A 20,716-nucleotide genomic window follows, 5' to 3' on the forward strand; every position below is an offset into this window, starting at 1 on the left:
CCATGAGCCGCTACCGCGAGATGCAGGTATTCCAGCAGGTGGCGCAGGCGGGCAGCCTCGCCGCGGCGGCGCGGGACCTGAACCTCTCGCCCGCGACCGTCATGCGCACCCTGGCGGCACTGGAAGCTCGACTGAACACCCCATTGCTGGAGCGCGGCCCGCGCGGCGTCAGCCTGAACCCCGCCGGCGAACAGTTCGCCGCCAGCTGCCGGCACATCCTCCAGCAGACCGAGGAAGCCGAGCGTTCCGCCGCCGGCCTGCACGCCAACCCCGCCGGGCAGCTCAATGTCGCGTTGCCCTTGCTGATGGCCGATCAGTTGTTCACGCCCATCGCCCTGGATTACCTGGCGGCCTATCCCGACGTGCAGTTGGTCACCCATGCCCGCGAAGGCATTCCGAAACTCCTCGAAGAGGGCCTGGATGTCGCCCTCGTCGTCGGCCCGCTACCGGACTCCTCCGGCTTCGCCATACCGCTGGGGAGCGTAACGCCGATGGTCTGCGGCTCGCCCGGCTACCTGGCGCAATGGGGGCGCCCGGAAACCCCGGACGACATCCGCGCACACCGCACCGTGGTGGCGACGTCCTCCGGCCACGTGGCCGAATGGCGCTTTCGCGGCGACCGCGCAGCGAGGCTGGTGAAACCCAGGCCCGCACTGACCTGCACCACCCAGCGCGGGGCCATCCGCGCTGCCGCCCTGGGGCTGGGCCTGACCCGCTGCATGAGTTACGAGGCGCACCAGGAACTCCAGGCTGGCCTGCTCGAACCGGTGCTGGACGGCTTCGCCGGCGCGGGCCTGCCGGCGCTGCTGCTCTATCGCGAAGGCCGCCGCGCGGCGGCGCGGGTGCGCACCTTCATCGACTTCGTGGTGCCCCGACTGCGCGCCCACCCGGCCTTCCGCGATTGAGCCCTCGGCGAAGCACTCTTCCGGAAAACGAAATTATGGATTGCCCAAGGTGGCGATTCTGCTTGGCCGCGAGTGGGCGCAGCATGAACCCATCAGCGCGAACACCCCGATGCGGTCCGATTCGGCGCTGAACCCCTCAACCCGATCCGGAGCCCCGACCATGTCCCAAGCCGCCATCAAACTCTATCGTCATCCGCTGTCCGGCCACGCCCATCGCGTCGAGCTACTGCTCGCCCTGCTGGAGCTGCCCACCGAACTGGTCTTCGTCGACCTGGCCAAAGGTGCGCACAAGCAGGCGGACTTCCTGGCCATCAACCCCTTCGGGCAGGTCCCGGTGATCGACGACAACGGCACCCTGGTCAGCGACTCCAACGCCATCCTCGTCTACCTGGCGAAGACGTACGGCAACGGCCGCTGGCTGCCGGAGGAACCCCTTGCCGCTGCCCGCGTTCAACGTTGGCTCTCGGTCGCCGCCGGCCAGGTGGCCTACGGCCCCGCCGCCGCACGGCTGATCACGGTGTTCGGCGCCTCGTTCAATGCCGATGAAGTCATCACCCGTGCCCACGCCCTGCTCAAGGTCATGGACGGCGAGCTGGCCAGGAGCCCCTTCCTGGCGGGCGACGCGCCGAGCATCGCCGATGTGTCGAACTACGCCTACATCGCCCATGCCCCGGAAGGCAACGTGTCGCTGGAGGACTACCCTAACGTGCGTGCCTGGCTGCAACGGATCGAAGCGCTTCCCGGCTTCGTCCCCATGCAACGTACCGCCGCTGGCCTGCAAGCGAACTGAGCAAGCGACCCGCCGTCGGGAATACCCGGCGGCCCGCCGAGGAGCGCCAACCATGGAACACCTCCCCAAGCACCGCCACTCGCCTTGGCATCCCGGCGAAAAAATGCTCCAGGAACTGCTCGGCGTGTCCGAGCGGATGGAGGTGGCCGGGCAGAAGGTCATCCGCGACTACATGCCCGACCAGCACCGCGACTTCTACCACCAGCTGCCGTTCATGGTCGTCGGCGCGGTGGACGCCGAGAACCGGCCCTGGGCGACCCTGCTGGAGGGGCCGGAAGGCTTCGTCAGCTCCCCGGACCCACGGCAGCTGCTGATCGAGTCGCGGCCCGACAACCAGGACCCGGCCGCTGCGGGCCTGCAGGCGGGCCAGGCGATCGGCATGCTCGGCATCGAACTGCACACGCGCCGGCGCAACCGCATCAACGGCGTGATCCGGCAGGCCTCGGCCGATGGCCTTGAAGTCCAGGTCGAGCACTCCTTCGGCAACTGCCCCAAATACATCCAGCTGCGGGCGTACACCCGCGTTGCGGAGCACGCCAGGGACCAGGGACAGCGCCTGGACTTCACCGCCCTGGACGCCCGGACCGCCGGGATGATCGCCCAGGCCGACACCTTCTTCATCGCCAGCTATGTCGATCTCGACCCGCAGCATCGCTCCGTGGACGTCTCCCATCGCGGCGGCCGCCCCGGCTTCGTCAAGGTCGAAGGCAATCGCCTGACCATCCCCGACTACGCCGGCAACCTGCACTTCAACACCCTGGGCAACCTCAAGGTCAATCCGTTGGCGGGGCTGCTCTTCGTCGACTTCGCCAGCGGCGATATGCTGCAACTCAGTGGGCGTGCGGAGCTGGTCCTGGACAGCCCGATGATCGCGGCCTTCGAGGGCGCCGAGCGCCTCTGGACCTTCGACGTGGAGCGAGTGGTGCTGCGCCCCGCCGCCCTGTCGATCCGCTGGGCCTTCCACGAATACGCCCCCACCAGCCTGATGACCGGCACCTGGGCCGAAGCCGACCAGCGCCTGAAGCAGGCCGAACAGCGCCGGCAATGGCACCCCTGGCAAGTGGTCAGCCTGCACCAGGAAAGCAGGGACATCCGCTCCTTCGTCCTCCAGCCCCTGGACCAGGCAGCGGTGCCCTTCGCACCGGGGCAACACCTGCCCATGCGTCTGCGCACAGGCGCCGGCGAAGAGCCTCTGGTGAGGACCTACAGCGTCTCCAGCGCGCCGTCCGATGGGCACATCCGCATCAGCGTCAAGGCGCAGGGCAAGGCCTCGCGCCACCTCCACGACAACGTGCGGGTGGGCGACATCCTCGACGTCCGCCCGCCGCTCGGCAGCTTCACGCTGAAGAGCGATTCCACCCGACCCGTGGTGCTGATCGGCGCGGGCGTGGGTATCACGCCGTTGCTCTCCATGCTCCGTGAACTGGTCGGGCAGAACGGAGCGCAACCGCAACGCCAGGTCCATCTGTTCCAGGGTGCAAGAACCCTGGAGGACCTGCCCTTCCAGGAAGAACTCAAGGAGCTGGCACAACGGGCCGCCGGCCGGCTGCACATCCACCGCGCGTTGAGCAGCCCCGGCGAGGGGGCCGTGCTTGGCCGCGACTACGACGTGCCCGGCCGCCTCGGCTTCGCCCAGGTCCAGGCCCGGCTGAACCTGGACGACTACGACTTCTACCTCTGCGGCCCGGCCAGCTTCACCCAGGACATGTACGACGGACTGCGGGCAGTGAACATTGCCGATGGGCGCATTCACGCCGAAGCGTTCGGCCCCTCGACCCTCCACCGCCAGACCGACGAACAGCAGCCGGTCCGGGTCCAGCCACCGGCGGCCAGCGCGGCGGTGCCGGTGTATTTCTCGGCGTCGGCCAGGGAAGCCCGCTGGACACCGGGCAGCGGCAGCCTGCTGGAGCTGGCGGAAAGCCGTGGCCTGACGCCGGATTTCAGCTGCCGTGGCGGCTCCTGCGGAACCTGCAGGACCCGGCGCATCAGCGGCAAGGTGCACTACCCCAACCCTCCGGCGGAAATGCCGGAGGAGGACGAGGTCCTGATCTGCTGCGCGGTGCCGGCGGAAGATGAGGACGGTATCCAGCCTCTGGTCCTTGATCTCTAGCGAGGTGGTCGTGCCATGAACAGAGAGGATTTCAGCACTTCGGTGCACCAGGGCAGCGCGCGCTGGAACGACGCGGCAACAGCGAACGACCAGCCAGACGTGCCTTGCCAGGGCGCGGAATGGGAAGCGGGCTACCTGCTGCCCCAGTGGCTTTCGGCGCCCGACTGCCGGATCGCTACGGCGCGGCCCTCGGCACCCGGCTGGCTGCGCCGCTTGCTGCGCAAGGCCCCCGCCCCGGCTCCATGGCCGAGCCGGTAGGGGACGCGACGACACAATCAACCGGCCGTGGGCTCCACGGCCTTCTCGGCCACCAGGCCACTGGCGGCCGAGCGCTGCCAGAGGAACACCAGGATGGCCGCGGCGCCCACCAGGCCCGGCAGCGCAAACGCCAGGAAGCTCGCCTGGAGCGGCAGTTGCGCGGCGTGCAGCGCGCCGCCCAGCAACGGGCCGATGATGGCGCCGATGCGACCGATGCCCATGGCCCAGCCAAGCCCGGTGGAGCGGATGTGCGCCGGGTAGAACTGCACGGTGCAGGCGTTGGCCAGGATTTGGGTGCCTATGGTGCAGGCGCCGGCCACGCCAATCAGCAGGTACAGCACCGGCAGCGGCGACTTCAGCGCCAGCAGGCTGAGGGACAGCGCACCGACGGTGAAGAAGGCGAACAGCACGCGGCCGAGGCCGATGCGATCCCCCAGCCAGCCACCGCCAATGGCGCCGAAGATGGCGCCGAAGTTCAGCACCAGCAGGAACGCCAGGCTGGAGTTGAGCCCGTAGCCGGCGCTGTTCATCAGCTTCGGCAGCCAGGAACCCAGGGCGTAGACCATCAGCAGGCAGCAGAAGAACGCCAGCCAGAGCATCAGGGTGCTCAGCGTGCGTCCGTCATGGAAGAGCTGGGAGATGGCCACCTTGCCCGCCTGCCCCTTGGCCAGGAGCAACCGGTCGGCACCGTCGGGACGGTAGTCTGGCGCGGCTTGCGCCAGCAACGCCCGCGCCTGCTCGGAGCGGCCCTGGCGGGCGAGGAAGTTGATCGACTCCGGCAGCTGGCGTACCAGCAGCGGCAGCACCAGCAGCGGCACCACTGCGACGAAGAACACCGACTGCCAGCCCCAGGCCGGCATCAGCAGCATGCCCAACCCGGCGGAGAGCATGCCGCCCACCGAGTAGCCACTGAACATGATGGCCACCAGCGTGCTGCGGATCTTCTTCGGCGCGTACTCGTTCATCAGCGCCACCACGTTGGGCATGACGCCGCCGATGCCGAGGCCGGCGATGAAGCGGCAGACCGCGAACTCCTCGGGCGTGCGCGCGAAGCCGTTGACCAGCGTGAAGCAGCTGAACAGGATCACGCAGGTCATGATGGTCTTGCGCCGGCCGATCCGGTCCGACAAGGGGCCGAAGAACAGCGCGCCCAGCATCATCCCCACCAGCGCGCAGCTGCCGAGCAGGCCGGCCTGGAGCGCGCTGAGGTTCCAGGCCTGCATCAGCGCGGGCAGTACCACGCCGTAGATGACCAGGTCATAGCCGTCGAAAATGATGATCAGCGCGCACCAGAACAGCACGCGCCCGTGGAAGGCATTGAAGCGGGCCCCGTCGAGCAGGGCGGAAACGTCGATGGTACGCATGGCATGGCTCTTCTTGTCGTTGTTATAGAGCCGGGGCGGCCAGCTTGGGCCGCCCCGGAAGAACGTCGCAGGATCAGGCGCAGGTTCTGCGGGTCTGCCAGCCCAGGCGGGCGCGGGCTTCCGCCACGTCGGCGTCCAGGTCGTGATTCCACAGCCAGTCGAAACGGCTGGCCAGGGTGGCGCCGAGGGCCTGCTCGTCGTCGCCCACGGCGGCATCGCGCAGTTCGTAGAGCTCCCCCGCCTCGAAGGAGGTGCGCTGCACGAGGCAGGCGCGGGGTCGGCGCAGGGCGTCGTAGGCCGCCAGCAGCTCGCCGAGGTTGTCCTGGGTCGCTTGCGGGTCGCCCAGCAGACGGGCGAGGAAGTAGGCATCTTCCAGCCCCTGCCCGGCACCGGCGCCCTGGTGCGGCAGCATGGCGTGGGCCGCGTCGCCGATCAGCGCCACACGGCCATGCACGTAGCCGGGCAGCTCGGCCAGGTCGTGCAGCGCCCAGCAGGTTGGCGCCGGGATGCATTCCAGCAGCACCCGCGCGGCAGCGCCCCAGCCGGCGAAGGCGTCGAGCATCTCGGCCTGGCTGGTTTCGCGGACCCAGGGGGCGTCCTCGGGCCAGGTGGGTTCGGCGCTGCTGCGGTCGGACACGAAGGCCACCACGTTGATGAGACGGCCCTGTTTCACCGGGAAGGTGAGGATGTGGCCGTCGAGGCCGAGGTACATCTGCGGCACGTCCACCAGGTGCTCGTCGATACCGGCGGCGCGATAGGCGTCGCGCAGTTGCCGGCTGTCGATCAGGCCACGGTAGGCGCAAGTCCCGCTGAAGCGCGGGGCGGCCGGCTCGGCACCGATGCCGTCCAGCACATGGTTGCGAATGGCGGACTTGATGCCATCGGCGGCGATCAGCAGGTCGCCCCGGTATTCGCTGCCATCGGTGAAGCGCACGCAGGCCTCAGGGCCCTGCTGCTCCACGCTGACGGCGCGCTTGTTGAAGCGCGCGACACCCGCAGGCAGGCGGCTGGCCAGCACGTCGAGGAAGTCCGCCCGGTGTACCGAAGACTGGCCCACGCCCGCCGCCACGCTGGCGCCGAGGTAGCCGGCATCGCTGCCGCGGCGCCATTCGAACCAGATGTCCTGCCAGGGTTCCGGGGTCCGGTCGGCAACCTCGCCGTAGGGCTCGGCCAGCCCGAGGCCGGCGATGGCGCGAACGGCGTTGGCGCCGAAGGAAACCCCCGCGCCCACCTCGCCAAAGGCCGGAGCGGACTCGAAGAGCTGTACATCGAGATGGGCGTGGCGGCACAGGTCCAGTGCCAGGGCGACGCCGGAGATACCGCCGCCGATGATGCCGACGCGCAAGGCAGGCTTCTTGCTCATGTTCGTACCCATGATGGTGTTGTTGTTGGAGTGGAACCATCATGGAGAACGCAGGAATATTGATAAATACAGCGACCTGCATACAGACTATTACGAGTGTGAATATTCCTGCCGCCCTGCACGCCCCCACGAGACGCCCCATGGACTTGCGCGACCTGGACCTGAACCTGCTGGTGGTCTTCAACCAGTTGCTCATCGACCGGCGCGTGTCCACCGCCGCCGACAACCTGGGGCTCACCCAGCCCGCCGTGAGCAACGCCCTCAAGCGCCTGCGCACCACCCTGCAGGACGATCTCTTCGTGCGCACCTACCAGGGCATGGAGCCCACGCCCTATGCGCAGTTGCTGGCGGAGCCGGTGTCCCTGGCCATCCACACCCTGCGCGAGGCGCTGAGCCGCCAGGACAGCTTCGACCCGCAAACCAGCGAGCGCACCTTCACCATCGCCATGACCGATATCGGCGAGATCTACTTCACCCCGCGCCTGATGGACGCACTCGCCCACCTGGCGCCCAAGTGCCGCATCAGCACCGTGCGCAATACCTCGGTGACGCTGATCGAGGCCTTGCAGAACGGCACCGTAGACCTCGCGGTGGGGCTGCTGCCGCACCTGCAGGCCGGCTTCTTCCAGCGGCGCCTGTTCCACCACCGCTATGTGTGCATGTGCCGCAAGGACCACCCGGTGGCCCGGCAACCGCTGACCCTGGAACGCTTCTGCGCCCATGGCCATGTGCGGGTGGTGGCCGCCACCACCGGCCATGGCGAGGTCGACGCGCACATGGCGCGAATCGGCATCCGGCGGGATATTCGCCTGGAAGTGCCGCACTTCGTCGCGGTCGGCCATATTCTCCAGCGCACCGATCTGCTGGCCACCGTGCCCGAACGCTTCGCCGATTCCTGTCTCGAGCCGTTCGGCCTGGTCGCCCTGGCCCACCCGGTGCAGTTGCCCGAGATCGACATCAACCTGTTCTGGCACGCGAAGTACCACCGGGACTCCGCCAATCGCTGGCTCAGGCAACTGATGTGCGAGTTGTTCGCGGATTGATGGCGAGACGGCGCTCCAGCGTCAACACTCAATCCCATCGTCCTCCCGGAGCCGTCTCCCATGTCCGAAGCATCCGTCCCACCGCCATCCGGCAAAGGCCTGCTGCTCCGCCTGCTGCGCAGCCTCGCCTGGTTGCTGATGATCGTGGCGATCATCCTCGTGGCGCTCTACCTTGCCTTTGGCCCGGCACATCTGATCGACCGCCTGAAACCGCCGCCTCCGGCCTTCCCGGCGACCGTCGTCGAAACCCCGCAAGCACCTGCCACTTCACCGGTGCCCGCTGCCTCGCCGGCCCCGGCCCTCATGCAGGCGCCGGCTGACTCGCAGGAGCTGGTGGCGCTGTTGATGGACAGCGTCGAAGACATCTGGGGGGAGTTCCTCGCCCGTGGCGACTATGTCTTCAAGAAACCCAAGCTGGTGACCTATCGAGGCCAGGCCCAGTACCCTTGCAAGGACGCCGGCGCCACCAGCGGCCTGTTCTATTGCCCCCGCGACATGAGCCTGCACCTGGACCTGGACTACCTCGACGGCCTGCAGAAAGGCGCGCCGGAAGTCGGCGACTTCTCACGCAGCTATGCGGTAACCCACGAGGTGGCCCACCACATGCTGAACCTGGTGGGCATCAATACCTGGATCAAGGATTTCGAGGACGCCGGCAGCGAAAGCGGAGGCCCGGAACGCCTGCAGCTCGCCCAGGAGCTGCTGGCCGATTGCCTGGCCGGGAGCTGGGCCAGCTACGCCCAGCGCAAATATGGATGGGTGAAGCCCGCGGACGTGGAAGCGATGTTGAACGCGGTGATCACGTACGGCGAGGAACAGGCCAAGGTGCCGGGCAAGGCCGCGATGCGCGACCCGCTGACCCACGGCAGCCTGGAACAACGCAAGGAGTGGCTGCACACCGGATTCGAGAGCGGCGACCCGCAGCGCTGCATGCAGCTGTTCACCGGGGCGGCGCAATAGGGAGGGTGCAGCAGAGAAGGTGCAGCGGGGCTGGCGTCAGCCCGGCTGCTGGCCCCCCATCCGCAGGCTGATGGCCTGGGCGGCCTGGTGCAGCCGCTCGGCGGCCGAGCCCTGGGTGTCGGCACGAAACACGCTGGCGGCGCCGACCACGGTGATCACCCCGGCCAGCTTGCTGCCGGTGGCGAACAGAGGCGCCGACAGGGCGTTCACCCCCGGCATCAGCAGGCCGTGCACCGGGTGCAGGCCGGTGCTGCGGATCTGCGCCATCTGCGCCTGCAGGTCGGCGGCGGCGGGCGCGTCGGGCAGCGCCAGCTCCTCGTCGCGCAGGAAGGCGGTTTCCGCTTCCGGCAGGTAGGTGTTGAACACGAGACCGGTGGACGAGCCCAGCAGCGGCAGCACCGAACCCACCTGGGTCACCAGGGTCACCGCCCGCAGGGCCTGCTCCACGTGCACCACGGTCGGTCCCTTGTTGCCCCACACCGCGAGGAAACAGGTTTCGTTTAGGGCATCGCGCAGCTCCACCAGGTGCGGCATCGATACCTTCACCACATCCAGCCGGCCGATGGCGGCCAGGCCCACCAGCAGTGCCTCGCGGCCCAGGCCATAGTGATTGGTGGTGGCGTCCTGCTCGGCGAAGCCGCTGGCGATCAGCGCCTGCAGGTAGCGATGCACCTTGCTCGCCGGCATGCCGACGTGCTCGGCCAGCTTCGACAGCGAGGTGGCCGGAGCCAGCTCCGCCAGCCCCTTGAGGATGTCGGTGCCCACTTCCGCGGCCTGCACCTTCTGCCGGCGCGGTGCGCCCGCGCTGTCGTTGTCGCTCGTCATGTCCTGGCCTTGGTCGGTGTGGAGGGCGCTGTTATAGCTTGACCCCTATCGGCTTTCAAATTACGTTATGCGTAATCAAATTACAAAAACATCGAGGTCGCCATGGTCTCCTCCACGCCGCTCACCTACCAGTCCGGTTTCGACAACGAATTCAGCAGCGAAGCGCTGCCCGGCGCCCTGCCCGTCGGCCAGAACTCCCCGCAGCAAGTGCCCTACGGCCTCTACACCGAACTGCTCTCCGGTACCGCCTTCACCGTGCCCCGCAGCGAAGCGCGGCGGACCTGGATGTACCGCATCAAGCCCTCGGCCAACCACCCGAAATACCAGCGCCTGGAGTGCCAGATCACTGGTGGCCGCCTCGGCCCGGTCACGCCCAATCGCCTGCGCTGGAACCCCCAGGCCATTCCCGCCGAGGCCACCGACTTCATCGACGGCCTGATCACCCTCGCCGCCACCAGCGACGCGGAGCAGGCCTCGGGGGTCAGCGTGCACCTGTATCGCGCCAATACCTCGATGCAGCGGGTGTTCTTCAATGCCGACGGCGAGCTGCTGATCGTGCCCGAGCAGGGCCGCCTGCGCCTGGCCACCGAGCTGGGTCTGCTGGACCTGGAGCCCCTGGAAATCGCGGTGATCCCGCGCGGCATGAAGTTCCGCGTCGAACTGCTGGACACCACGGCGCGCGGCTATATCTGCGAAAACCACGGCGCCCCCCTGCGCCTGCCCGACCTCGGCCCCATCGGCAGCAATGGCCTGGCCAACGCGCGGGACTTCCTCGCCCCGGTCGCCCATTACGAAGACCTGGATGCCCCGGTGGAACTGGTGCAGAAGTTCCTCGGCGAACTCTGGGCCACCGAGCTCGATCACTCGCCCCTGGACGTGGTCGCCTGGCACGGCAACAACGTGCCCTACAAGTACGACCTGCGCCGCTTCAACACCATCGGCACGGTGAGCTACGACCATCCGGACCCGTCGATCTTCACCGTGCTCACCTCCCCCAGTGACACCCACGGCCAGGCCAACGTCGACTTCGTGATTTTCCCGCCACGCTGGATGGTGGCCGAGAAGACCTTCCGTCCGCCGTGGTTCCACCGCAACCTGATGAACGAATTCATGGGCCTGATCCAGGGCGCCTACGATGCCAAGGCCGAAGGCTTCAGCCCTGGCGGCGCCTCGCTGCACAACTGCATGAGCGCCCACGGCCCGGACAACGCCACCACCACCACCGCCATAGCCGCCGATCTCAAACCGCACAAGATCGACAACACCATGGCCTTCATGTTCGAGACCAGCCGCGTGCTGCGCCCCAGCCAGTACGCGCTGGAATGCCCGCAGCTGCAGGCCGACTACGATGCATGCTGGGCCGGCATGGCCAAGACCTTCGACAAGGGCAGGATCTGACATGACCCAGACTGACAACCGCCGTAGCTGGATAGCCTCCGCCAACGGCCACCCGGACTTCCCCCTGCAGAACCTGCCGCTGGGCATCTTCAGCCCGGCCGGCGCCACCCCGCGCGGTGGCGTGGCCATCGGCGACGCCATCTTCGACCTGAAAGTGGCCAGCGACGCCGGCCTGTTCAGTGGCGAGGCCAGCGAGGCCGCGCATGCGGTGTGCGGCGACAGCCTGAACGCCTTCTTCGCCCTGGGCGCCTCCGCCCGCCGCGCCCTGCGCAGCCAACTGCAAGACCTGCTGGCCGAAGGCAGCGCCGCCCAGGCACGCCTGGAAGCCATGGGCCAGGCCCTGCTGCCGGCCGCCGCCACCTGCCAGCTGCACCTGCCGGCGCGGGTGGGCGACTACACCGACTTCTACGTGGGCATCCACCACGCCAACAACGTCGGCCGCCTGTTCCGCCCGGACAACCCCCTGCTGCCCAACTACAAGCACGTGCCCATCGGCTACCACGCCCGCTCGTCCACCGTCTGCGTGTCCGGCACCCCGGTGCGCCGCCCCCTGGGCCAGACCCTGCCGCCGGGTCAGGAAGCGCCGAGCTTCGGCCCCAGCAAGCGCCTGGACTACGAACTGGAACTGGGTATCTGGATCGGCCAGGGCAACGAGATGGGCGAAGCCATCGCCATCGGCGACGCCCAGCGGCACATCGCCGGCTACTGCCTGCTCAACGACTGGTCCGCCCGCGACGTGCAGGCCTGGGAATACCAGCCGCTGGGCCCGTTCCTGGCGAAGAATTTCGGCACCACGGTGTCGCCCTGGGTGGTCACCGCCGAAGCCCTCGAGCCGTTCCGCCGCGCCCAACCGGCGCGCCCCGAAGGCGACCCGCAGCCCCTGCCCTACCTGCTGGACGAGGCCGACCAGGCCAATGGCGCCTTCGATATCCAGCTGGAAGTGCTGCTCCTCACCCCCGCCATGCGCGAACAGGGCCTGGCGCCCCAGCGCCTGGCCCTCTCCAGCACCCTGAACATGTACTGGACCGTGGCCCAACTGGTGGCCCACCACAGCGTCGGCGGCTGCAAGCTGCAACCGGGCGACCTGTTCGGCTCCGGCACCCTCTCCGGCCCCGAGCCGGAAGCCTTCGGCAGCCTGCTGGAGAGCACCTTCGGCGGCAAGCAGCCGATCACCCTGCCCGGCGGCGAGCAGCGCACCTTCCTGCAGGATGGCGATGAAGTGATCCTGCGCGCCCGTTGCGAGCGCGAGGGGTATGCCAGCATCGGTTTCGGCGAATGCCGAGGCGTCGTGCTGGCGGCACGCTGAAACGAAGAAGGGGCAACCAACTGGTTGCCCCTTCTGCTTTCTAGCGGTGGGATTTGCCGTCGTTCTCGGTCGACGAGGCTTCGGCCCGGTCACGGCCGTGGGCGCCAGTTCGCCGCCGGAACGCAGGTGGAAGCTGTGGACGACAGGCGGTTGTGCAAAGCGTGAACGCCTTCCCTGTCCGCGCCGTCACAGCAGTGTGGAAGTCTGCAATAGTGGAGCCAGTCGTCACCAAGGAGGCCAGACGAACATGACCCAACGACGCACCCTGATCGCCACCCTCACCAGCCTTGCGCTGATCGCCGCCTCGCCGGCCCTGCAGGCCGATCCCGGCAAGGGCAAGGGCCACGACAAGGGTCACGCGAGCGCCCAGGGGAACAACTGGTCCAGCGGACCGCAGGTGGATATCGGCGGCATCCGCATCATCCTCGACGACAACCGCGACTACTGGGGCCCGGCCCAGTCCCTGCCGCCGGGCATCCAGAAGAACCTGGCGCGGGGCAAGCCGCTGCCGCCGGGCATCGCCAAGAAGCTCGACGGCCGCCTGGTCGACCGCCTGCCCCACTACGACGGCTACGACTGGGTCCGCGCCGGCGCCGACCTGATCCTGGTGGCAGTGGCCACGGGGATCATCCACGAAGTGCTGCACGACGTGCTGGATTGATTCGGCAGGTCAGGTTGGGCGTTTCGCGGGCTGATCGATGGGTATCGCTGCGCTCAACCCATCCTACGGTCCTGGCTCGAAGGCCGCTTTTCGTAGGGTGGAAATCGCTCTTCATTTCCACCATCGAGCTGCACCCGGGCACCCTACGTCCATCCCCTCACGCCCGCTTGTTCAGCAACCGCGCCAGGCGGTCGCCGCCGAACTGGATCAGGGTCACCAGTACCACCAGCAGGATGATCACGGTGAGCATGATCTGGGTGTCGAAGCGCTGGTAGCCGTAGCGGTAGGCCAGGTCCCCCAACCCACCAGCACCGATGGCGCCGGCCATGGCCGATGAGTTGATCATGGTCACCAGGGTGATGGTGAAGCCACCGACTATGCCCGGCCGCGCTTCAGGCAAGAGCACGTTCCAGATGATGTGGCGGCGCTGGCAGCCCATGGCCTGGGCCGCTTCAACCAGGCCGAAGTCCACCTCCCGCAGGCTCACCTCGGCGATCCGCGCGAAGAACGGCGTGGCCGCGATGGTCAGCGGCACCACCGCCGCCCAGACGCCATAGCTGGTGCCGACGATCAGGCGGGTGAAGGGGATCAGCGCCACCATCAGGATCAGGAAGGGGATCGAGCGCAGCACGTTCACCACGCTGCCCAGCACGCGGTTGACCGCGCGCGCCTCGAAGATGCCACCGGGGCCGGTGGTGACCAGCACCAGCGCCAGGGGAATCCCCACCAGGAACACGATCAGCGACGACGCGCCGATCATCAGCAGGGTGTCGAGGATGCCCTGCAACAGGCGGTCAAGCATGGGCGACATAGCCGAGCACCTCCGCCTTGTCCGCCAGCCCGCGCGCGCGCTCCAGCAGGTCCAGGCCGCCCGGCCCGGCCAGGGTGGCGCTGAGCAGCAGGTGTCCCTGGGCGCGGCCCTGGATGCGGTCGATGCCGCCGTGCACCAGGCTTACCCGGGTGCCCAGGGCCTGGGCGATGGCCAGCAGGTCCGGCTCGCGGCCGCTGGCGCCGGTGAAGTGCAGGTCCAGCAGCAGGTCGTGGGCGCCCTCCCCCGGCTGGCCACGCAGGCGTGCACTGAGGTCGTCCGGCAGCTCATGGCGCAAGGTGCCCAGCAGGGTGCGGGTGACCTCGTGCTGGGGGTCGCCGAACACCCGCCAGACCTCGCCCTGCTCCACCACCCGGCCGCGCTCCAGCACCACCACGCGGTCGCAGATCTCGCGGATCACACCCATCTCGTGGGTGATCAGCACGATGGTCAGGCCCAGGCGCCGGTTGATATCCCGCAGCAGTGCGAGGATGGCCTGGGTGCTCTCCGGGTCCAGGGCCGAGGTGGCCTCGTCGCAGAGCAGGATTTCCGGCTGGTGCACCAGGGCGCGGGCGATGCCGACCCGCTGCTTCTGCCCGCCGGAGAGCTGCGCCGGGTAGGCGTCACGCTTCTCCGCCAGGCCCACCAGGTCCAGCAGCTCGCTCACCTTGCGCTCGATCTCGGCGCGCGGCACGCCGGCCACCTTCAGCGGCAGGGCGACGTTCTGCCAGACCGTCTTGGCCGACATCAGGTTGAAGTGCTGGAAGATCATCCCGACCCGACGTCGCAGCAGCACCAGCTGCCGGGTGTCGAAGGCGCCGATGTCCTCGTCGTCGATCACCACCTGGCCGGAGCTGGGTTTCTCCAGGCGGTTGAGGGTGCGGATCAGCGACGACTTGCCCGCGCCGCTGCGGCCGATGATGCCGAACACCTCGCCACGGCGGATGTCCAGGTCGATTCCTTGCAGGGCCTGCACCGGCCCCTTGCTGCCCTGGTAGGCCTTGCCCAGCCCCTGCAGCCGGATATGCGGCAGGTCCAGGCTGATGTCGCGATTGAAACTGAACATATGGGGCCTCTCTATTTCGTGTTGCCTGAGGGCGCAAACCCTGTAGGGGCGAATTTATTCGCCAAGGGCAGCAACGCTGCCCCCTGCGGACTCGAAGGGCAGGCCTTCGGCCTGCTTGGCGAATGAATTCGCCCCTACAAGAGCGGGCCCCTCCCAGTTATTCCCAACCCGGTTGGTAGAGCGAGCCATGGGCCTTGTCGAGGGCGGCGCGGACCTGCGGGGAGTGCTGGTAGATGTCGACGAACTGGCCGAGTCGGCCGTCGTCCTTGTAGTCGCTGCGGGTGACGAACTGGATGATGTATTCCTTGTTCTCGATGCCGTCGAACAGCAGCGCGCTGTTGGGGTCGAGGGTGCCGGCCAGGCGGATGTAGTGCGGGTAGCCCTGGGCCAGGTCGACGTCATCCAGGGCGCGCACCAGCTGCACGGCTTCCAGCTCGATGATCTCGATGTGCTTCGGGTTGTCGACTATGTCGTCCAGGGTCGCCTTGTAGCCGACGCCGTCCTTCAGCTTGAGCAGGCCGGCCTTCTGTAGCAGCTGCAGGCCGCGACCACCGTTGATGGGGTCGTTGGCGATGGCCACCTTGGCGCCTTCCGGCAGGTCACCGATGGCCTTGTACTTTTTCGAGTAGAGGCCAACGTTGTTGATCACCCCCGGTGCGAAGGGCTTGAGATCGAAGCCGCCTTCCTTGCGGGCGTTTTCCAGGAAGGGGGTGTGCTGGAAGTAGTTCACGTCGATGTCGCCGGCGGCCAGGGTGATGTTCGGCGAGTTCCAGTCGGTGAACTCCACCAGTTCCACCTTCAGGCCTTTCTTCGCGGCTTCCTCCACCGCCACTTCCAGGGGCGGGGCGAAGGCGGCGGTGGTGCCGACCTTGAGGACGGTGTCGGCGGCCTGGGCGATGCCGCTGGCCAGCAGCAGGCCGAGGGTAAGGGTCTTGAGAATGTGCTTGGGCATGGTTTGAGTCCTTGTCGATCAATGGGTAGGGGCGAATTCATTCGCCAAGGAGCGCGCAGCGCTCCCGAGGGGGTCGAGGGGGTCGAGGGGCAGGCCTTCGGCCTGCTTGGCGAATGAATTCGCCCCCACAGAAAATGCAGCGCCCTTGTGCTCGGCCGGCAACCGATCCCCCGCCCCGAACAGCTTGTGGCGCAGGCTGCCTTCGGCGTAGGCGGTCTTGTAGGCGCCACGGGCTTGCAGCTCGGGGATCACCAGCTCGATGAAGTCGGCGTAGCTTTCCGGGGTGACGATGCGGGTCAGGTTGAAACCGTCCAGGCCGGTTTCGTCGATCCAGGCCAGCAGCTCGTCGGCCACCTGGGTGGGCGAACCCACCAGCAGGATGTAGCGCCCGCCCAGGGCGTGCTGTTCCAGCAGCTGGCGACGGGTCAGGCGGTTGTCCCTGAGCTTGGCGGCGGCGGACTCGATGGCGTTGGTCTTGGCATAGGAAATCGGCTCGTCCAGGGCGAAGCGGGAGAGGTCGATGCCGGTGGAGCTGGAGAAATGCGCCACCCCCGCCTCGGCGCTGGCATGGGCCAGGTACTCGGCGTGCTTGGCGCGGGCCTCGGCTTCGTTGGGGGCGACTATCACGCTGATGCCCATGAACACCTTCACCGCCTGCGGGTCGCGGCCGGCGGCCTGGGCCGCGGCGCGCACCTTGTCCACCTGGGCGCGGGTGGCGGACTTGTCGTTGCCGCTGATGAACACACACTCGGCGTGCTCGCCGGCAAAACGCAGGCCTCGGCTGGAGGCGCCGGCCTGGAACAGCACCGGAGTGCGCTGGGGCGACGGCTCGCAGAGGTGGTAGCCCTCGACGCTGAAGAATTCGCCGTGGTGGATCACCTTGTGCACCTTCTCCGGCTGGGCGTAGACGCGCCGCTGGCGATCATTGAGCACCGCGCCCTCCTCCCAGCTGCCCTCCCAGAGCTTGTAGAGCACCTCCAGGTATTCGTCGGCCTGGTCGTAGCGGCGGTCGTGCTCCACCTGCTGCGCCAGGCCCATGGCCCGCGCCGCGCTTTCCAGGTAGCCGGTGACGATGTTCCAGCCCACCCGGCCGTCGCTGAGGTGATCCAGGGTGCTCATGCGCCGGGCGAACAGGTAGGGCGCCTCGTAGGTGAGGTTGGCGGTGAGGCCGAAGCCCAGGTGGCGGGTCGCCCCGGCCATGGCCGAGACCAGCAGCAGCGGGTCGTTCACCGGCAGCTGGATGCTCTCCTTCAGGGTCAGGTCGACATTGCCCTGGTAGACGTCGTAGACCCCGACTATGTCCGCCAGGAACAGCCCGTCGAACAGCCCGCGTTCCAGCAGCTGCGCCAGCTCGGTCCAGTAGGACAGCTTGCGGTAGTCGGCCGAGCGGTCGCGCGGGTGGGTCCAGAGCCCGTGGTTGATATGCCCCACGCAGTTCATGTTGAAGGCGTTGAGGAGGATCTCTTTGCGCGCCATCAGATGGTCCCCCGGCGCGGCGGCAGCTGGTCGTTGAGGTAGTAGTTGCCCACCGCGTGGTACTTCCAGCGCACCGGGTCGTGCAAGGTGTGCACCCGGGCGTTGCGCCAGTGGCGATCGAGGTTGTGCTCGGCGAGGCTGGCGCGGGTACCGGCCAGCTCGAACAGCTTGCTGCCGGCGGCCAGGGACACCTCGGTGGTCAGGGCGCGGGCCTCGGCCACGCCGAGGGAGGCGGCGGCCACGGTCTCGGCGTCCGGCGCGGCGGTGGCGGCGTCCAGCAGGCGCCCGGCGCGGTCGAGGATGGCCTCGGCGGCATGCAGGCGGATGGCCAGGCGGCCGAATTCCTGGATGGTCAGCGGGTCGTCGCTGGCCTTCTCCACTCCCGAGTCGATCCAGGGCCGCGAACGGCTACGGACGAATTCCAGGGCGTCTTCATAGGCTGCGCGGGCGATGCCGGCGTCGATGGCGGCGTGGAGGATCTGGGCGAAGGGGCCAACGGTGGTCGGGCGCTCGAAGGAGGCCTGGAAGGACACCAGGTCCTCGGCCGCCACCGGCACGTTGTCGAACACCACCGAGCCGCTGCCGGTGGTGCGCTGGCCGAAACCGGACCAGTCGTCGATCACCGTGAGACCGGGGGCGTTGCGCTCGGCGAAGGCCAGGTACTGGTGACCGTCCTCGGCCACCGCCAGGGTGGGCACCCGGTGGGCGTAGAGCGCCCCGGTGCAGTAGAACTTGCGGCCCTGGATGCGGTAGCCGGCGCCGTCCTTCACCAGTTTGGTGGTGCGGTCGTTGGCGGTGCGGGTGCCGATCTCGGCCAGGGCGTTGCCGAAGCGCTGGCCGGCCAGGGCGGCGGCGAACAGGCGGCGCTGTTGCTCCGGCGTGCCGTTCACCCGCAGCACTTCCAGGGCGTAGAAATGGTTCTGCGGGATCTGCCCGAGGGAGGCATCCGCCGCGCTGATGATGGCGATGACCCGCGCCAGGGTGACGCGGGACACCCCGGCGCCGCCGAACTCGCGGGGCACGCCGATGCCCCAGAGGCCGGAGCGGCTGAACGCCTCCAGTTCCTCATGGGGCAGGCGCCGCTCACGGTCGCGTTCGGCGGCGCCGGGCTTGAACAGTTCGGCGATGCGGCGGGCCACATCCAGGGCCTCCGCGTCATCGCGGATGATGGCGACGCTCGCCGCGGCCGGTTGTTGCAACGAAGTCATGGCGAGCTCCTCAGATCCACGAATGACGCGCCGGGAAGGCGCCGTTGAGGTGGTAGGCGCCGACGGCCTGGACCTTCCAGCGCACCGGGTCGTGCAGGGTGTGCACCCGGGCGTTGCGCCAGTGGCGGTCGAGGTTGAACTCGGCGAGGCTGGCGCGGCTGCCGGCCAGCTCGAAGAGCTTTTCGCTGGCGGTGAGGCTGATCTCGGTGGTCAGCACCTTGGCTTCGGCCACGGCGATGGAGGCGCGGGCGGCGGCAGCGGCGTCGATGGGTGCGGCGGCCACTTCGTCGAGCACCTGCCCCGCCCGCTCCAGCAGGGCGTTGGCGGCATGCAGCTCGACCTTCAGGCGGCCGACTTCGGCGATGCTGTAGAGCTCTTCGCTGGCGCGCTCAACGCCGGCGTCCACCCAGGGCCGCGAACGCTCGCGGACGAAGGCGATGGCGTCGTCGATGGCGGCTTCGGCGATGCCGGCATCGATGGCCGCCTGGATCAGTTGCGACAGCGCGCCCTGGATGCTCGGCACCTCGGCCAGGCGGCTGTTGTGGAATATCAGGTCGTCGGCCACTGGCGCGCGGTCCAGCAGCACGGTACCGCTGGCGGTGGTGCGCTGGCCGAAACCGGACCAGTCGTCAACGATGGACAGCCCAGGCACGCCGCGCTCCACCAGGCCAAGCACGCCGACGCCGTTGTCGTCGATGGCCTTCACCGCCACCCAGTGGGCGAACAGCGCGCCGGTGGAATAGAACTTCTCGCCGCTGACTTCCAGGCCCCGCTCGCCACGGGTGATGCGTGCCTTGAGCTCCAGGGTGTTCTTCGTGTTGCGCTCGGGCCCCGCGTTGGCCAGGCGGCGGCCGGCGAGGATGCCGGCGAAGACCTTGCGCTGCTGCTCTTCGCTACCGACGTTCTCCACCACGCTGAGCAGGCCGAACTGGTTCTGCGGGATCTGCCCCAGGGCCGGGTCGGCGACGCAGATGATGCGGAACACCTCGGCCAGGGTGACGTGGGACACCTCGGCGCCACCATGGGCGCGGGGAATGCGGATGCCGCCCAGGCCCAGGCGGGTGAAGAGTTCCAGCTCGCGCCAGGGCAGCTCGCGTTCGCGGTCGCGGCGGGCCGCGCCTTCCCGGGCCTGCTTCGCCACCTCGTGGGCGGCGGCAAGGGCCTGGGCGTCGTTCTCGATCAGCGCCGCCGGGAGTAATGGCGGGGCTTCATCACGAAATGCGTGGTGTGCATTTGAGTGGGTCATGCGGTGTGGCCTTCTGACAATGGAGCGATTGCGGGCTTCCCTCACCCCAGCCCCGCCCTGCGCCCCGGCCTGAACGCGTTGCGTTCAGTCGCTCATGGACACAGGAGGCAGTGCCTCCAACAGCGTGTCCATGAGCCCCAAGGGGAGAGGGGGTAGTCCGAGTGACGGGAGGCAGAACGTGGATCAGAACGCCGGGGCGATCTGGCCCTTGTAGCGGGTGACGATGAAGTTGCGGACTTCCGGCGAGTTCAGGGCCTTGGCCAGCTTCTGCAGGCCCGGGTCCTGGAGGTTGTCCGGGCGGGCGACGAGGAACTCGGCGTAGAGGTCCTTGCCCTTCTCGACGATCAGCGCGCTGTTGGTGTCGATGCCGGCCTCCAGGGCGTAGTTGGCGAAGACGAAGGCGAGGTCCACCTGGCTCACCGAACGGGCCAGCAGGGCGCCTTCCAGTTCGCGGATCTTCAGTTTCTTCGGGTTCTCGGCGATGTCGCGCTGGGTGGCCAGGGTGTTGCTCGGGTCCTTCAGCTTGATCAGCCCGGCCTCGTGCAGCAGCACCAGGGCGCGGCCGGTGTTCACCGGGTCGTTGGGGATGGCGACGCTGGCGCCGTCCTTCAGTTCGTCGAGCTTCTTGATCTTCGTGGAGTAGGCACCGAAGGGTTCGATGTGGATGCCCACCACCGGCACCAGGTCGGTGTGGCGGCTCTTGTTGAACTCATCGAGGAAGGGCCGGTACTGGTAGTAGTTGGCGTCGAGGTTCTTCTCCGCCAGCTGCACGTTGGGCTGGATGAAGTCGGTGAAGACCTTGATGTCCAGGTCGACGCCTTCCTTGGCCAGGGTGGGTTTGATGAACTCGAGGATCTCGGCGTGGGGAACCGGGGTGGCGCCGACCACCAGTTTCTCGCCCGCCTGGGCGGAGAAAGCGACGACGGCGGCCAGTATGGCGATTGCCTTTTTCATGATGCGGATGCTCCTGGGCGGTT

At 68.1% G+C, this 20,716-nt stretch carries 18 protein-coding genes; 8 read left to right on the top strand and 10 right to left on the bottom strand.

From position 1 onward, the window contains the following. The first annotated feature begins 2 nt into the window (after positions 1-2). The 3 genes from PCA10_RS20450 (at position 3) to PCA10_RS20460 (ending at position 3,805) form a co-directional block, all read left to right on the top strand. Positions 3-905 (top strand): LysR family transcriptional regulator, encoded by a 903-nt coding sequence (locus tag PCA10_RS20450; RefSeq protein ID WP_016493983.1) that lies wholly within the window; start codon positions 3-5, stop codon positions 903-905. Between the two features lie 160 nt (positions 906-1,065). Further along, complete coding sequence (locus PCA10_RS20455) at positions 1,066-1,695, top strand: glutathione S-transferase family protein (RefSeq protein ID WP_016493984.1); 630 nt, start codon at positions 1,066-1,068, stop codon at positions 1,693-1,695. Between the two features lie 52 nt (positions 1,696-1,747). Then, the gene (locus tag PCA10_RS20460; protein WP_016493985.1) at positions 1,748-3,805 is read left to right on the top strand and encodes a pyridoxamine 5'-phosphate oxidase family protein; all 2,058 of its coding nucleotides are present in this window, start codon (positions 1,748-1,750) and stop codon (positions 3,803-3,805) included. A gap of 275 nt (positions 3,806-4,080) precedes the next feature. Here PCA10_RS20460 and PCA10_RS20465 read toward each other — a convergent pair whose 3' ends face one another. Beyond that, a complete protein-coding gene (locus PCA10_RS20465; RefSeq protein ID WP_016493987.1) occupies positions 4,081-5,427 on the bottom strand; it encodes an MFS transporter in 1,347 nt (448 codons plus the stop codon). A gap of 73 nt (positions 5,428-5,500) precedes the next feature. Continuing rightward, positions 5,501-6,790: a salicylate 1-monooxygenase gene (gene salA, locus PCA10_RS20470; protein ID WP_231866601.1), complete on the bottom strand. Its 1,290-nt coding sequence runs from the start codon at positions 6,788-6,790 to the stop codon at positions 5,501-5,503. A 140-nt stretch (positions 6,791-6,930) separates the two neighbouring features. Here salA and PCA10_RS20475 point away from each other — a divergent pair, with 140 nt between their 5' ends. Further along, the gene (locus tag PCA10_RS20475; RefSeq protein WP_016493989.1) at positions 6,931-7,833 is read left to right on the top strand and encodes a LysR family transcriptional regulator; all 903 of its coding nucleotides are present in this window, start codon (positions 6,931-6,933) and stop codon (positions 7,831-7,833) included. A gap of 60 nt (positions 7,834-7,893) precedes the next feature. Further along, positions 7,894-8,793, top strand: a complete 900-nt coding sequence (locus PCA10_RS20480) for a neutral zinc metallopeptidase (protein WP_016493990.1) — start codon at positions 7,894-7,896, stop codon at positions 8,791-8,793. A 36-nt stretch (positions 8,794-8,829) separates the two neighbouring features. On the opposite strand, the gene PCA10_RS20485 is transcribed toward PCA10_RS20480, so the two are convergent. Beyond that, positions 8,830-9,618, bottom strand: coding sequence for an IclR family transcriptional regulator (locus tag PCA10_RS20485; protein WP_016493991.1), 789 nt, complete (start codon positions 9,616-9,618; stop codon positions 8,830-8,832). A 102-nt stretch (positions 9,619-9,720) separates the two neighbouring features. Here PCA10_RS20485 and hmgA point away from each other — a divergent pair, with 102 nt between their 5' ends. The 3 genes from hmgA (at position 9,721) to PCA10_RS20500 (ending at position 12,983) form a co-directional block, all read left to right on the top strand. Beyond that, on the top strand, positions 9,721-11,016 hold the full coding sequence (gene hmgA / locus PCA10_RS20490) for a homogentisate 1,2-dioxygenase (RefSeq protein ID WP_016493992.1): 1,296 nt from the start codon (positions 9,721-9,723) through the stop codon (positions 11,014-11,016). Between the two features lies 1 nt (position 11,017). Next, positions 11,018-12,322, top strand: coding sequence for a fumarylacetoacetase (fahA, locus tag PCA10_RS20495; protein WP_016493993.1), 1,305 nt, complete (start codon positions 11,018-11,020; stop codon positions 12,320-12,322). A gap of 247 nt (positions 12,323-12,569) precedes the next feature. Continuing rightward, on the top strand, positions 12,570-12,983 hold the full coding sequence (locus PCA10_RS20500) for an anti-virulence regulator CigR family protein (RefSeq protein ID WP_016493994.1): 414 nt from the start codon (positions 12,570-12,572) through the stop codon (positions 12,981-12,983). A 157-nt stretch (positions 12,984-13,140) separates the two neighbouring features. Here PCA10_RS20500 and PCA10_RS20505 read toward each other — a convergent pair whose 3' ends face one another. The 7 genes from PCA10_RS20505 to PCA10_RS20535 all read right to left on the bottom strand — a co-directional run bounded on the left by PCA10_RS20505 (position 13,141) and on the right by PCA10_RS20535 (position 20,693). Further along, on the bottom strand, positions 13,141-13,794 hold the full coding sequence (locus tag PCA10_RS20505) for a methionine ABC transporter permease (RefSeq protein ID WP_016493995.1): 654 nt from the start codon (positions 13,792-13,794) through the stop codon (positions 13,141-13,143). Then, a complete protein-coding gene (locus PCA10_RS20510; RefSeq protein WP_016493996.1) occupies positions 13,778-14,857 on the bottom strand; it encodes a methionine ABC transporter ATP-binding protein in 1,080 nt (359 codons plus the stop codon). Before PCA10_RS20510 ends, PCA10_RS20505 begins: the two co-directional genes overlap by 17 nt. Before the next feature lie 157 nt (positions 14,858-15,014). Then, on the bottom strand, positions 15,015-15,809 hold the full coding sequence (locus PCA10_RS20515; protein WP_016493997.1) for a MetQ/NlpA family ABC transporter substrate-binding protein: 795 nt from the start codon (positions 15,807-15,809) through the stop codon (positions 15,015-15,017). Positions 15,810-15,827: 18 nt separating this feature from the next. Next, the gene (locus tag PCA10_RS20520) at positions 15,828-17,285 is read right to left on the bottom strand and encodes an LLM class flavin-dependent oxidoreductase (protein ID WP_016493998.1); all 1,458 of its coding nucleotides are present in this window, start codon (positions 17,283-17,285) and stop codon (positions 15,828-15,830) included. Then, on the bottom strand, positions 17,285-18,493 hold the full coding sequence (locus PCA10_RS20525; RefSeq protein ID WP_016493999.1) for an SfnB family sulfur acquisition oxidoreductase: 1,209 nt from the start codon (positions 18,491-18,493) through the stop codon (positions 17,285-17,287). The genes PCA10_RS20520 and PCA10_RS20525 overlap by 1 nt, the downstream gene beginning before the upstream one ends. A 10-nt stretch (positions 18,494-18,503) precedes the next feature. Further along, positions 18,504-19,739 (bottom strand): SfnB family sulfur acquisition oxidoreductase, encoded by a 1,236-nt coding sequence (locus tag PCA10_RS20530; protein ID WP_016494000.1) that lies wholly within the window; start codon positions 19,737-19,739, stop codon positions 18,504-18,506. Between the two features lie 183 nt (positions 19,740-19,922). After that, positions 19,923-20,693, bottom strand: a complete 771-nt coding sequence (locus tag PCA10_RS20535; RefSeq protein WP_016494001.1) for a MetQ/NlpA family ABC transporter substrate-binding protein — start codon at positions 20,691-20,693, stop codon at positions 19,923-19,925. Between the last annotated feature and the right edge of the window lie 23 nt (positions 20,694-20,716).

The sequence above is a fragment of the Pseudomonas resinovorans NBRC 106553 genome (assembly GCF_000412695.1).
In the GTDB taxonomy this organism is placed as follows: Bacteria; Pseudomonadota; Gammaproteobacteria; order Pseudomonadales; family Pseudomonadaceae; genus Metapseudomonas; species Metapseudomonas resinovorans_A.